Annotated in this window: 13 protein-coding genes; 12 read left to right on the forward strand and 1 reads right to left on the reverse strand. The window is 36.7% G+C overall.

All coding sequences use genetic code 11. From position 1 onward, the window contains the following. Positions 1-11: 11 nt before the first annotated feature. The 12 genes from AC5YGI_RS07520 to AC5YGI_RS07575 all read left to right on the forward strand — a co-directional run bounded on the left by AC5YGI_RS07520 (position 12) and on the right by AC5YGI_RS07575 (position 11,550). A complete protein-coding gene (locus AC5YGI_RS07520; RefSeq protein WP_330746254.1) occupies positions 12-575 on the forward strand; it encodes a thioredoxin domain-containing protein in 564 nt (187 codons plus the stop codon). A 19-nt stretch (positions 576-594) separates the two neighbouring features. Further along, entirely contained in the window at positions 595-1,566 is a 972-nt protein-coding gene (locus AC5YGI_RS07525; protein ID WP_330746253.1) for an iron chelate uptake ABC transporter family permease subunit, read from the forward strand. Positions 1,567-2,068: 502 nt separating this feature from the next. Then, positions 2,069-2,992, forward strand: coding sequence for an ABC transporter ATP-binding protein (locus AC5YGI_RS07530; protein ID WP_330746252.1), 924 nt, complete (start codon positions 2,069-2,071; stop codon positions 2,990-2,992). Between the two features lie 165 nt (positions 2,993-3,157). Then, a complete protein-coding gene (locus AC5YGI_RS07535) occupies positions 3,158-3,610 on the forward strand; it encodes a MarR family winged helix-turn-helix transcriptional regulator (RefSeq protein ID WP_330747650.1) in 453 nt (150 codons plus the stop codon). Between the two features lie 53 nt (positions 3,611-3,663). After that, the gene (locus tag AC5YGI_RS07540) at positions 3,664-6,057 is read left to right on the forward strand and encodes a 3-hydroxyacyl-CoA dehydrogenase/enoyl-CoA hydratase family protein (protein WP_496167922.1); all 2,394 of its coding nucleotides are present in this window, start codon (positions 3,664-3,666) and stop codon (positions 6,055-6,057) included. 81 nt (positions 6,058-6,138) lie between these two features. After that, positions 6,139-6,603, forward strand: coding sequence for an IS200/IS605 family transposase (tnpA, locus tag AC5YGI_RS07545; RefSeq protein ID WP_496167923.1), 465 nt, complete (start codon positions 6,139-6,141; stop codon positions 6,601-6,603). 104 nt (positions 6,604-6,707) lie between these two features. After that, on the forward strand, positions 6,708-7,886 hold the full coding sequence (locus AC5YGI_RS07550; RefSeq protein ID WP_114822156.1) for a thiolase family protein: 1,179 nt from the start codon (positions 6,708-6,710) through the stop codon (positions 7,884-7,886). Between the two features lie 54 nt (positions 7,887-7,940). Further along, positions 7,941-8,309, forward strand: coding sequence for a four helix bundle protein (locus AC5YGI_RS07555; RefSeq protein WP_496167924.1), 369 nt, complete (start codon positions 7,941-7,943; stop codon positions 8,307-8,309). Positions 8,310-8,423: 114 nt separating this feature from the next. Further along, on the forward strand, positions 8,424-10,199 hold the full coding sequence (locus tag AC5YGI_RS07560) for an acyl-CoA dehydrogenase FadE (protein WP_227942772.1): 1,776 nt from the start codon (positions 8,424-8,426) through the stop codon (positions 10,197-10,199). A 145-nt stretch (positions 10,200-10,344) separates the two neighbouring features. Further along, positions 10,345-10,659 (forward strand): hypothetical protein, encoded by a 315-nt coding sequence (locus AC5YGI_RS07565; protein WP_496167925.1) that lies wholly within the window; start codon positions 10,345-10,347, stop codon positions 10,657-10,659. 27 nt (positions 10,660-10,686) lie between these two features. Continuing rightward, on the forward strand, positions 10,687-11,022 hold the full coding sequence (locus tag AC5YGI_RS07570) for a YegP family protein (RefSeq protein WP_330746248.1): 336 nt from the start codon (positions 10,687-10,689) through the stop codon (positions 11,020-11,022). A gap of 81 nt (positions 11,023-11,103) precedes the next feature. Then, complete coding sequence (locus tag AC5YGI_RS07575; RefSeq protein ID WP_041461800.1) at positions 11,104-11,550, forward strand: phosphohydrolase; 447 nt, start codon at positions 11,104-11,106, stop codon at positions 11,548-11,550. Here the strand turns inward: AC5YGI_RS07575 and AC5YGI_RS07580 are convergent. Further along, positions 11,547-12,263 (reverse strand): DUF2490 domain-containing protein, encoded by a 717-nt coding sequence (locus AC5YGI_RS07580; RefSeq protein WP_330746247.1) that lies wholly within the window; start codon positions 12,261-12,263, stop codon positions 11,547-11,549. The two genes, AC5YGI_RS07575 and AC5YGI_RS07580, sit on opposite strands and share 4 nt — an antisense overlap. Positions 12,264-12,314 lie beyond the last annotated feature (51 nt).

Below are 12,314 nucleotides of genomic sequence, written 5' to 3' on the forward strand. Positions count from 1 at the left end.
AAAAATAATTTATGAAGAAGATAATTTTTTCCACGTTACTTCTTACTGCTCTCTACAGCTGTAAAAAAGAAGGTCAGAAATCTGAAAATATCACAGCTGCAGATTCTGTTCCTGTATCTCAAACTGCAGAGGCAGAAGGAAGTACCGCTATTCCCAAAGAGCTTTCTCCTGAAAACGTAAGCCAGCATTTGGCAAAAAATAATGATACGTTATATGTAACCAACTTTTTTGCAACCTGGTGTGGCCCATGTATCAGAGAAATTCCAAGTTTTAAAAGTAAAATGGATGAATTGAAAGGAAAACCTGTAAAGTTCACTTTCGTCAACCTCGATGATAAGGCAGATTGGGCTGGTGCTGTTAAGAATTTTGCTGCAGAAAATAAATTGGGAGGCAGCATTATATTACTGGATGGACAAAAATTAGATCCAAACTTCTTTCACAACAACTTCAAACAATGGGACGGAGGTTCTATTCCTTTTACTTTCATGAGAAAAGGTGATAAAACCGACGAATATCTGGGAATGATGACGGAAGATGTATTGAATTCTAAAATCGATTCTTTCCTAAATAAATAGACTGAACTCTTTCTGAATCATGTCAAAAAGATTTAAAATCCTGTGTTTATTATTCGTGATTGCTATTATGGCAAGCGCAATTATTAATCTGAACACAGGATTTTTAAGTTTAAGCTTCCAGGATTTCTTTCAGGATTCTGCTCAGAATCAAATTGCTGAGATCCGTATCAACCGTGTTCTGGTGATGATGCTGGCTGGGATTTCCATTCCTACTTCTGGTTTTCTGATGCAGGAATATTTTCAAAATCCACTGGCAGGACCTGATATATTGGGGATAACATCAGTCGCCAGTTTATCAGTTGCTTTTTATATTTTCTTTTCCCATACTATTTCCCTTCCTGAATTTTTACAGAATAGTTTTCTCAGCTTATCAGCTATTGGAGGAAGCTTACTGTTGATGTTGGTACTTCTCTCTATGTCCAATAGATTTCAGGACAAATCATATCTTATTATCTTTGGATTTCTTGTCTCTGCTTTTGCCGGAGCTATTGTTTCTCTGCTTCAGTTTTATGCAGAGAATCAGAGTCTTAAAAACTATATTTTATGGTCTTTCGGAGCGAATAATATGGTAACGAGGAATCAGATCTATGTACTTTCCGTTCTGGTTTTAATCGGAATGTTGGTCTGCTTCAGAGCGATAAAACCACTTATTGGAAATTCTCTGGGCAATTCCTATGCACAAAGTTTAGGGGTCAACCTGAAACAACTGAAGCTCCTAATCATAGTAGCGTCTTCTCTCCTATCCGCCTCTGTTACTGCATTTTTAGGACCTATTCTTTTTATCGGAATCATTGTGCCACACTTTTGCAGACTTGTTTATAATCCATCCAGATTATGGCAGCAATGGATTCTTAATATGTTTCTGGGAATGCTGATCATGTTATTTTTCTCTGTCATTGCCGAAAAAACACAGATTCCTTTGAATGTGATAAGCTCTGTATTCGGGATTCCTGTGATTCTGATGATGCTGTTGAAACAGAATAAAGTGTGATCGTGATATACACAAACCGGACAACCAGTTTCAAAATTAATACGGGGTCAGGAAAATACCCCATAGAATTTGATAATAATTTTATAACTTGCTTCAGTGGATAAAAAAGGAAATCAATCATACTGTGTCATTCCGAAGGAATCTAAATTACTTTATCGAGATGCTTTCAGCATGATTTATTAAGTAAAACTTATATAGTTATAAACGAAACAATGAAAATTGAAATAACACAAAAACAACTAATTTCTGCACACATCATTTTGTTTGTAGTAAGTTTTGTATTTCTGGAGTATTCAAAAATGTTTCGGATGAATCAGAAATTGCATTGGATTTATTCTTGGGGTCATAATTGGTGGATTATGTTTGCGTTACCTACAGCATTCTGGGGCTCTCTTATTTTAGGTGGTTATACCTTATGGAAAGTTAAAAAAAATAAATTCTTATATCTATTTTTAAGTTTTCTCCCTATCCTTTTATTTCTAATACTATTCTTCTTTTAAACATGCACCTACAAATCAAACATGCTGATATCGGCTACAATACAACTTTAATCTCCAATGCCAATGCAGATTTAAAGCTTGGCGATGTATGCCTGCTGATTGGTAATAACGGTGTAGGAAAAACAACATTAATCAAATCTATCCTGCATCAGCTCCCTTTGCTGAATGGGGAAATTTCTATTAATGGAAAAAATGTAAAAAATCTTTCGGTAAAAGAGATTGCGGAGAATATTGCCATTGTCTTTTCAAAGTCGGTTATTCCGCAGCATTATACTGTTGAAGATCTTATTTCTCTCGGAAAGTATATCTATTATCCTTTTTATTTTGAACTCAAAAAAGAAGATCGTGAAGAGGTTGGCCATATTATTGAAGCACTGGATCTGAATCAGTACCGATATACTCTTTTGAAAAACCTATCAGATGGAAATCTTCAGAAAGCGTTTATTGGCCGTGCTATTACTCAAAATTCGCCTATTATCATTCTGGATGAGCCTACTACCCATCTGGATGAAAAAAATAAAATCATCATTCTTAAAACCCTGAGAAAGCTGGCTAAGGAACAAAACAAACTTATCCTGTTTTCCTCCCACGACTGGCGCCTCGCCAAAGAGTTTGCAGACAAAATATGGTATGTAAAGGAGAATCATCTGTATTCGGGAATTGTTGAGGATATTTTGCTTCAGCATGATGAACTTACCAATGTTTCGTTATTTCAAATTAATGAGACTTTTATTCCGCCATTTATTTCTGCACCTCAGTTTCATAAGGAAATGCTGTATTCTCTGCTTCAAAAAAACTTCCAAAAAGACCTGTCTGACCTGAATTTCGAATTTCAGAACCCATTTTGGGTAATTACTAAGGATTCCGCCACCTATCAATGTGAATCTTTTGAAGAAATCATTGATTTAGTCTCAAACATTCATTAATACTTGATTTTCTTTGATTTATCCACATACTATGCATGCATAGTATTATGCTAATCATACAATTTAATCCGTTTATTTACAGCCTATTAACAAAATTTAACGTTAATAAATATTATGCATGCATAATATTTATTAAATTTGGGTAAAACCATTGGCGCAAAAATGATGGATCATAATAAGGAAAAAATAGAAAACGTAGATTTAATTTTAAAGCAGACCTGGTTGGCTGTTTCTAAAATGTACACAGAATTAGCCCAGGAACATGATTCCACAGCGGTACAGGCACTCACACTTTTAAAAATAGATCCTAAAGAAGGAACCCGAAGTACGAATCTTGGACCCAAGATGGCTATTGAACCCACTTCATTAACAAGAATTATCAAACTTCTTGAAGATAACGGATACATCTATAAGGAAAAAACCACCACTGATAAAAGAGAGGTGATCATTAAACTTACAGACAAAGGATTAAACTCCAGAAATATGTCTAAAGAAGTCGTTGTGAATTTCAACAAGAAGGTGATGGAAAAAATTTCTCCGGAAAAACTGGATGCTTTCAAGGATGTGATGGGTGAAATCATGAAAATAGCAAACGAATTATTAAATAACAGGAAATAAATTATGATGAAGCCTTCGGGCTCATATCATCTTATACAAATAAAAATTTACATATGAAAAGAAGAATCAAACATGTAACGGTTCTTGGTTCAGGAATTATGGGAAGCGGAATCGCTGCTCACTTCGCCAACATCGGCGTTGAAGTATCACTTTTGGATATTGTTCCTTTTGAACTTACTGAAGCTGAACAGAAAAAAGGTTTGACCAAAGATGACAAAGCAGTAAGAAACAGAATTGCTTCCGAAAACTTTGAAAAACTTAAAAAAGCAAGTCCTGCACTTCTTTATTCACCCAAGTTTGCAGACAGAATTACAATCGGAAATTTCGATGATGATTTACCGAAAATAAAAAATACCGACTGGATCATTGAAGTAGTCGTTGAAAGACTTGACATCAAGAAGTCTGTGTACGAAAAAATTGAACAGTTCAGAAAACCGGGAACATTAATTTCTTCCAATACATCCGGTATTCCTATTCATCTCCTTACAGAAGGGAGAAGCGAGGATTTCAAGAAGTACTTTGCCGGAACACACTTCTTCAACCCGGTAAGATACCTTCCTCTTTTAGAAATTATCCCAACCAACGATACAGCTCCTGAAATCATCGATTTCTATATGAATTACGGAGCGAAATTCTTGGGTAAAACGACTGTTTTAGCCAAAGATACACCAGCCTTCATCGCCAACAGAATCGGGGTCTTCTCTATGATGGATCTTCTTCACAATGTACAAAAATTAGGACTTACCGTTTCTGATGTTGATAAATTAACTGGTCCGGTAATCGGACGTCCAAAATCTGCTACATTCAGAACAGCTGACGTGGTAGGTCTTGATACTTTGGTAATGGTAGCCAATGGAGTTCGCCAGAGCGGTGCAGAAGCGAACGACTTTAATGATGTATTTGCCCTTCCTCCTTATATCCAGAAAATGATGGACAATAAATGGCTGGGTTCAAAAACAGAACAAGGTTTCTATAAAAAAGTGAAAAATGCAGAAGGAAAATCTGAAATTCATGGATTAAACCTTGATACTTTAGAGTATGAACTTCAAGGCAAATCGTCATTCCCGACATTAGAATTAACAAAATCTATTGATAAGCCAATCGACAGATTCAAAGTATTGATCGGCGGTAAAGATAAAGCGGGTGAATTGTACAGAAAGTCTTTAGGGGCATTATTCGCTTATGTTTCACACAAAGTTCCTGAAATCTCTGACGAAGTTTACAAAATTGATGACGCGATGAGAGCCGGTTTCGGATGGGAAAACGGTCCTTTTGAGATCTGGGATGCCGTAGGTGTTCAGAAAGGTATTGAACTGGCAAAAGATGCAGGATATGAAGTTTCAGACTGGGTAAAAAATGTAGAAACTTTCTATAAAGTTAATGACGAAGGACAAAGCATTTATGTTGATAAAAATTCAGGAGAATACAACAAAATTCCTGGTCAGGATGCATTCATCATCTTAGATAATATCAGAAAAAATAAAACACTCTGGAGCAATTCAGGGGCTGCTATTCAAGATTTGGGAGACGGAATTATCAACTTTGAGATCCGTTCAAAAATGAACTCTCTTGGAGGCGAAGTTCTTGACGGATTGAACAGAGCGATTGATCTGGCAGAAAAAGAATACGACGGATTAGTAGTTGGTAATCAGGGAGCTAATTTCTCTGTAGGTGCCAACCTTGCAATGATCCTTATGATGGCAATCGAACAGGATTGGGATGATCTGAATATGGCGATCGCTTACTTCCAGAAATCAATGATGAGAGTACGCTACTCCTCTATTCCGGTTGTAGTTGCTCCTCACGGAATGACTTTAGGTGGAGGATGCGAAATGACCATGCATGCAGACCGTGTGGTTGCCTCTGCAGAAACGTATATCGGACTGGTAGAAACCGGAGTTGGAGTAATTCCTGGTGGTGGTGGTACTAAAGAGCTTACTTTAAGAACTTCCAGAGAATTCCACAACGATGATGTTAAAAATAACAGACTTCGTGATGCTTTCATGAACATCGCCATGGGTAAAGTAGCGACTTCTGCCTACGAAGCTTACGATATGGGAATCCTTGAAAAAGGAAAAGACATCGTTTCTGTAAGCAAAAACAGACAGATTGCTGAAGCTAAAAAAGTAGCGAAACTATTAGCAGAACAAGGCTATACCCAGCCCATCGAACAGAAAGTAAAAGTTTTGGGTAAAGACGCATTAGGAATGTTCTACGTAGGAACTGACCAGATGTTAACCGGAAACTTTATTTCTGCACACGATAAGAAAATTGCTGATAAACTAGCCAACGTGATGGTAGGAGGAAATCTATCAGAGCCAACAGTTGTAACAGAACAATATCTATTGAACCTTGAAAGGGAAACTTTCCTTCAGCTTTGTGGAGAAAGAAAAACTCTGGAGAGAATCCAGTACATGTTACAAAATGGTAAACCTTTGAGAAACTAACGGGAAGCTCCGTAGGAGCGAACTGTTAATAGCATGAATAATTTAAAATTGGAAAGCCTCGTAGAGGCGACCTGTTAATGTATGGCAAATACCTACACTCAGATTTATATTCAAATTGTTTTCGCTGTAAAAGAAAGACAAAATCTGATTTCAAAAGAAAACAGAGAAGAATTACATCAGTTTATAACAGGTATTATTTCCAATAGAAATCAAAAATTATTCGCAGTTTTTGCAATGCCTGACCATGTGCATATTCTTGTAAGTATGAATCCGACACTTTCGGTTTCAGATTTAGTAAGAGATATTAAAGCGGGTTCTTCAAAATTCATCAGTGAAAAAGGATGGGTAGATGAAAAATTCAATTGGCAGGAAGGATACGGAGCTTTTTCTTATTCTAAAAGCAGTGTTGATTCTGTTGTAAAATATATTTTAAATCAGGAAGAACATCATAAAAAGAAAACTTTTAGAGAAGAATACCTGGATTTTATGTCAAAATTTGAGATAGAATATGATCCAAAATATTTATTTGAATGGATTAATGATTAACAGGTCGCTCCTACGGAGCTCTGCAAAAAACAAAAACAAAATCTATGAACAGTTTACCTCTACGAGGCAAAAAATTCTTAAAACAATTTAATTAAACAAAAAAAATGAAAACAGCATACATAGTAAAAGGTTTCAGAACTGCCGTTGGAAAAGCTCCAAAAGGAAGTTTAAGATTTACAAGACCTGATGTCATGGCGGCTACCGTTATTGAAAAATTAATGGCTGAGCTACCGCAATTAGATAAAAACAGAATTGATGACCTTATCGTAGGAAACGCAATGCCGGAAGCTGAACAAGGGCTTAATGTGGCGCGTCTGATCTCTTTGATGGGGTTAAATACCGATAAAGTTCCGGGAGTAACCGTAAACAGATATTGTGCATCAGGAAGTGAGGCAATTGCTATTGCTTCTGCGAAAATTCAGGCTGGTATGGCAGATTGTATCATCGCGGGTGGTACAGAATCGATGTCATATATTCCTATGGGAGGTTATAAGCCGGTTCCTGAAACGGATATCGCAAAAACAAACCCTGATTATTACTGGGGAATGGGTTACACAGCGGAAGAAGTTGCAAAACAATATAATATTACAAGAGAAGAACAGGATCAGTTTGCTTTTGAATCTCATATGAAGGCTTTAAAAGCTAATCAGGAAGGTAAATTTGCCAACCAGATTGTTCCGATTCCTGTAGAGTATAATTTCCTGGACGAAAATCAGAAACTGCAGACTAAAAAGTTTGATTTTTCAGTAGATGAAGGGCCAAGAGCAGATACTTCTTTAGCTGGTTTAGCAAAACTAAGACCTGTATTTGCCAACGGAGGAAGCGTAACTGCAGGAAACTCTTCTCAGATGAGCGACGGAGCAGCTTTCGTAATGGTAATGAGTGAGGAAATGGTAAAAGAATTAGGTCTTGAACCCGAAGCAAGATTAGTAGCCTATGCCGCAGCAGGTCTTGAGCCAAGAATCATGGGAATGGGTCCTATCTATGCTATTCCAAAAGCATTGAAACAGGCTGGTTTAGAATTAAAAGATATCGATTTGATCGAGCTTAACGAAGCTTTCGCCTCTCAATCTGTTGCAATCAAAAAAGAATTAGGCTTAAATCCTGACATCTTAAACGTAAACGGAGGAGCTATCGCCCTTGGTCACCCGCTTGGATGTACAGGAACAAAACTGACAGTACAACTTCTTGACGAAATGAGAAGAAGAGGCAACAAGTACGGAATGGTTTCTATGTGTGTAGGAACAGGTCAAGGAGCTGCTTCTATTTTTGAACTTCTTTAATAGACAAATAGAGAATAGACGGATAGATAATAGACTTAAAGACACCAAAAATGTATGAATGATTTTAAGAGGCACAATTTTAAAAAGCTTAAAATTTGGCAAATGAGTATGGAATTATCAAGATTAACTTTAGATCTTACAGATACTTTTCCGACTTATGAAAAGTATGGTTTGAAAAATCAAATGGACAGATGTGCAATTTCAATTCCATCAAATATAGCTGAAGGTTCAAGCAGGACAAATAAGTCTTTTAGTCATTTTTTGGATATTTCTTTAGGTTCTTCATTTGAATTACAAACACAAATATTGTTAGCAAATCATAGAAAGTATTTATCTGATGAAAAAACTGAAATCTTTGAAATTAAGATTGAAGAATTTCAAAAAGCAACAATGGTATTTCAGAATACTTTAAACAGGGACTAAGAAAACAAAAGACTAGGAGATAATAGACCGAAAGAAAATAGACACCATTAATAATCTATCATCTATCTGTCTATGATCTGAAGGTCTCAAAAAATTTTAAAAACAAAATAATATATGGCTACATTAAAAGGCGGGGAATTCCTGATCAAACAAATTCCTGCAAACGAAATTTTCAGTATTGAAGAACTGAATGAAGAACAAAAGATGCTTCGTGATTCTGCGAAGGAATTTATAGATAGAGAAGTAGTTCCTCAAAGAGAACGTTTTGAGAAGAAAGATTACGCATTTACTGAAGAGACCATGCGTAAACTGGGAGAAATGGGAATGTTGGGAATCGCTGTTCCTGAAGAATACGGAGGTCTTGGAATGGGCTTTGTGACTACAATGCTTGCTTGTGATTATCTCTCAGGAACTACAGGTTCATTGGCTACAGCTTATGGAGCACATACGGGAATAGGTACGCTTCCTATCGTTCTTTACGGAACTGAAGAGCAGAAGAAAAAATACCTTCCGGATTTAGCAACAGGAACAAAATTCGGAGCTTACTGTCTGACAGAGCCTGATGCCGGTTCTGATGCCAATTCAGGGAAAACAAGAGCAAAACTTTCCGAAGACGGAAAACATTATATCATCAACGGCCAGAAAATGTGGATCTCCAATGCAGGATTTGCAGATACATTTACATTATTCGCTAAAATTGATGATGATAAAAATATCACAGGATTTGTGATCAACAGATCTGAACTTGAAAACCCTGAAAGTTTAACTTTCGGTGAGGAAGAGCATAAACTGGGTATCCGTGCTTCTTCTACCCGTCAGGTTTTCTTCAATGATATGAAGATTCCTGTGGAAAATCTTTTAGGAGAGAGAAACAATGGTTTCAAGATCGCTTTAAATGCATTAAACGTAGGCCGTATCAAATTGGCTGCCGCTTGTCTTGATGCACAGAGAAGAATCTTAAACCACTCTATCCAGTACTCTAACGAAAGAAAACAGTTTGGTGTTTCAATCGCTACTTTCGGAGCGATCAGAAAGAAACTGGCAGAAATGGCAACCGGAGTTTTCGTAAGTGAAGCAGGTTCTTACAGAGCCGCTAAAAATGTTCAGGATAAAATTGATGAGCTTGTTGCAGCAGGATTAAGCCATCAGGAAGCAGAATTAAAAGGTGTAGAAGAATTCGCTGTTGAATGTTCAATCCTTAAAGTATTCGTTTCTGATCTTGCACAACACACCGCAGACGAAGGAATCCAGGTATACGGAGGGATGGGATTCTCTGAAGATACTCCTATGGAAGCGGCTTGGAGAGATTCAAGAATTTCAAGAATTTATGAAGGTACCAACGAAATCAACAGACTGCTGGCTGTAGGAATGCTTATCAAAAGAGCAATGAAAGGTGAGCTGGATCTTTTATCTCCTGCAATGGCGATCAGCAAAGAATTGATGGGTATCCCTTCATTTGAAGTTCCTGATTATTCAGAATTCATGAGTGAAGAAAAAGCAATTATTGCCAACCTTAAGAAAGTATTCTTAATGGTTTCCGGAGCTGCTCTTCAGAAATACATGATGGACATTGAAAAACAACAGCATTTATTATTGAATGCTTCTGAAATCCTTAACCAGATCTATATGGCAGAATCCGCAGTATTAAGAGCAGAGAAACACTTCTCTCCTGAATCTGTAGAAGCAGCTATGGCTCAGTTAAACCTTTACAAAGCTGTTGAAAAAATTATCACTGCAGCTAAAGAAGGAATCGTTTCTTTCGCTGAAGGAGATGAGCAGAGAATGATGCTTTCAGGACTAAGAAGATTCACTAAATATACCAACCATCCGAATGTAGTAGCACTTACTGAAAAAGTAGCCGCTCACTATATCGAGAAAGGAGCTTATTAGTCTTTAATAACATAAATTTGATTCAGCGTCTCAATTTTTGAGGCGCTTTTTTGATCTTCATCAATGATGACATCCATTGAAATTAATGACATTTGGTAAGGTTATTCAAAAAAAATCATTATTTTTATTTTAAAATACATAACACATGAAAATTCTATTATTTCCAATACTCCTTATTTCCGTTACTTTTTCAGCACAAAAAAAAGACAATGTACTTCCTGCTCCCAGGATGGATACGACAAAAATTGTTGCTAAAGGGAAATTCCCGGGATATTTTGCTCTGAAACCGGATCAACCTCAAAAAGAACTTTACAAGATATTAACGGTTAAGCCCAATGATACCACTCTTTATCTGGCCTTAAAAGAACCTTCAAAGGATTATTCGCAATATAAAATTTTAAATGCGGTTACTCCTGATAAGCTTCATGTCAGCCGGAAAAAGATAATACCGTCAAAATAAACACAATACAAACTAAAAACAATCACCATGGGAAAATTTATTATCTCTAAAAGAACAAACGGAGAATTCCAGTTTAATCTTAAAGCAGGAAACGGGCAGGTCATTTTAACCAGCCAGGGATACAGTACCAAACCTTCCTGTGAAAGCGGAATCGGATCCGTAAAACTCAATGCACAGGAAGATGCAAAATTTGAAAGAAATACAGCCAATGACGGCAGGTGCTATTTTAATCTAAAAGCCGGAAACGGGCAGATCATCGGAACCAGCCAGATGTATGAATCTGATAATGGTATGGAAAACGGAATAGAATCTGTAAAAAACAATGCTCCGCATGCCCATATAGAGGATGAAACAAACTTGTAAAATCATGTGAAAATATTCTTCATAAAAAATGCCTTAGTTCTTAAGGCATTTTTTATTTTTGTACTCTATTTTTCATTAGCAATGACAAAAGAAGAATTACTGAATAAAGCAATCAAAATCGCCGATAAGGCTCATAAAGGACAAACCGATAAATACCATGCTCCCTACATTGCCCACGTAATGCGTGTGATGAACTATGGTAAAACACTGGATGAAAAAATCGTCGGAGTACTTCATGATGTTGTAGAAGACCATCCACAGGAGTTTAGTCTGGATTATTTAAGATCTGAAGGATTCCCTGAATATATTATTTTTGCCATCAGCTGCCTTACAAAGCTTGATCCGGAAGAAGATTATGATGAATTCATCAAAAGAACAGAAAGATCTCTGCTATCTGTTGCTGTAAAGCTGAATGACCTTCGCGACAATATGGATCTCAGAAGAGTCAACAGAGAGCTTACTCCTAAAGATATCAAAAGATTCAATAAATATCTGAAAGCCTATCGTTATCTGATAGAGAAATATTAATCCGCACCCGGGAAATCATATGTTTTCGTGTGATGATCTGTTCCGTCGATATTGATGTTTAACGCAAGGTAAACGAAATGTAAATTTTTGTTCCCTTTTGCTTCAAATTCACGCTGCCACAGATATCCGCTCACGATTCCAAAATAATCATCGATCTGATAGCCGAAACCGCCATAGACTCTGTTTCTGGCAAAAGTAGGCTTCATCGGAGAAACAAAGAACACCTCGTCATAAGCATTAGCGAAAACAGTTCCTTTCTTGATGGTTTTGGCGTTTAAAGGAACACTTACGTTCAGACGGTACCGGTAACGCATTCTCTGGGAAGTCTGATCTGTTTTCGGCTCATAGAACCAGCTCTTTTCAGCACGAAAACGGTTTTCAAACTTTACAATACCTTTTTTAACGTCGATAACATCCTGAAGCCATACCCTGAACTCTTCTCTGCTCAGGCTGTGTTCTTTATAATTAACATATCTTCCCAGTCCCACAAAAGGTTTGTGGTTTTTGGTAAGATTATACCCTAATCCCCCTTTTATTTCATAATAATCGGGGTATGTATAATCTTCGTTACCACGCAGTTGCCCTTCTGCGTACAGGAAAAATTTAGGATGAAACTTATAGGTCAGAGTTACTGCATTGAAGCTGGAAATATGTTCCTGTGCTTTAAAAAAAGATATTCCAAGTAATAAACCTAAACCTATAAGACGTTTCATAAAAAATTTTTGCAAATGTAAATTTTTTAACAATTTGTTAATATTAACTTT

The organism is Chryseobacterium sp. CS3K3.1 (assembly GCF_059515165.1).

Bases quoted from the DNA above. Each gene is read 5' to 3' on its own strand.
- AC5YGI_RS07540 (WP_496167922.1), top strand. From the start codon at position 3,664: ATGAAAAGAAGAATCAAACATGTAACGGTTCTTGGTTCAGGAATTATG.
- AC5YGI_RS07530 (WP_330746252.1), top strand. From the start codon at position 2,069: ATGCACCTACAAATCAAACATGCTGATATCGGCTACAATACAACTTTA.
- AC5YGI_RS07565 (WP_496167925.1), top strand. From the start codon at position 10,345: ATGAAAATTCTATTATTTCCAATACTCCTTATTTCCGTTACTTTTTCA.
- tnpA (WP_496167923.1), top strand. From the start codon at position 6,139: ATGGCAAATACCTACACTCAGATTTATATTCAAATTGTTTTCGCTGTA.
- AC5YGI_RS07555 (WP_496167924.1), top strand. From the start codon at position 7,941: ATGAATGATTTTAAGAGGCACAATTTTAAAAAGCTTAAAATTTGGCAA.
- AC5YGI_RS07535 (WP_330747650.1), top strand. From the start codon at position 3,158: ATGGATCATAATAAGGAAAAAATAGAAAACGTAGATTTAATTTTAAAG.
- AC5YGI_RS07580 (WP_330746247.1), bottom strand. From the start codon at position 12,263: ATGAAACGTCTTATAGGTTTAGGTTTATTACTTGGAATATCTTTTTTT.
- AC5YGI_RS07570 (WP_330746248.1), top strand. From the start codon at position 10,687: ATGGGAAAATTTATTATCTCTAAAAGAACAAACGGAGAATTCCAGTTT.
- AC5YGI_RS07520 (WP_330746254.1), top strand. From the start codon at position 12: ATGAAGAAGATAATTTTTTCCACGTTACTTCTTACTGCTCTCTACAGC.
- AC5YGI_RS07525 (WP_330746253.1), top strand. From the start codon at position 595: ATGTCAAAAAGATTTAAAATCCTGTGTTTATTATTCGTGATTGCTATT.
- AC5YGI_RS07560 (WP_227942772.1), top strand. From the start codon at position 8,424: ATGGCTACATTAAAAGGCGGGGAATTCCTGATCAAACAAATTCCTGCA.
- AC5YGI_RS07550 (WP_114822156.1), top strand. From the start codon at position 6,708: ATGAAAACAGCATACATAGTAAAAGGTTTCAGAACTGCCGTTGGAAAA.
- AC5YGI_RS07575 (WP_041461800.1), top strand. From the start codon at position 11,104: ATGACAAAAGAAGAATTACTGAATAAAGCAATCAAAATCGCCGATAAG.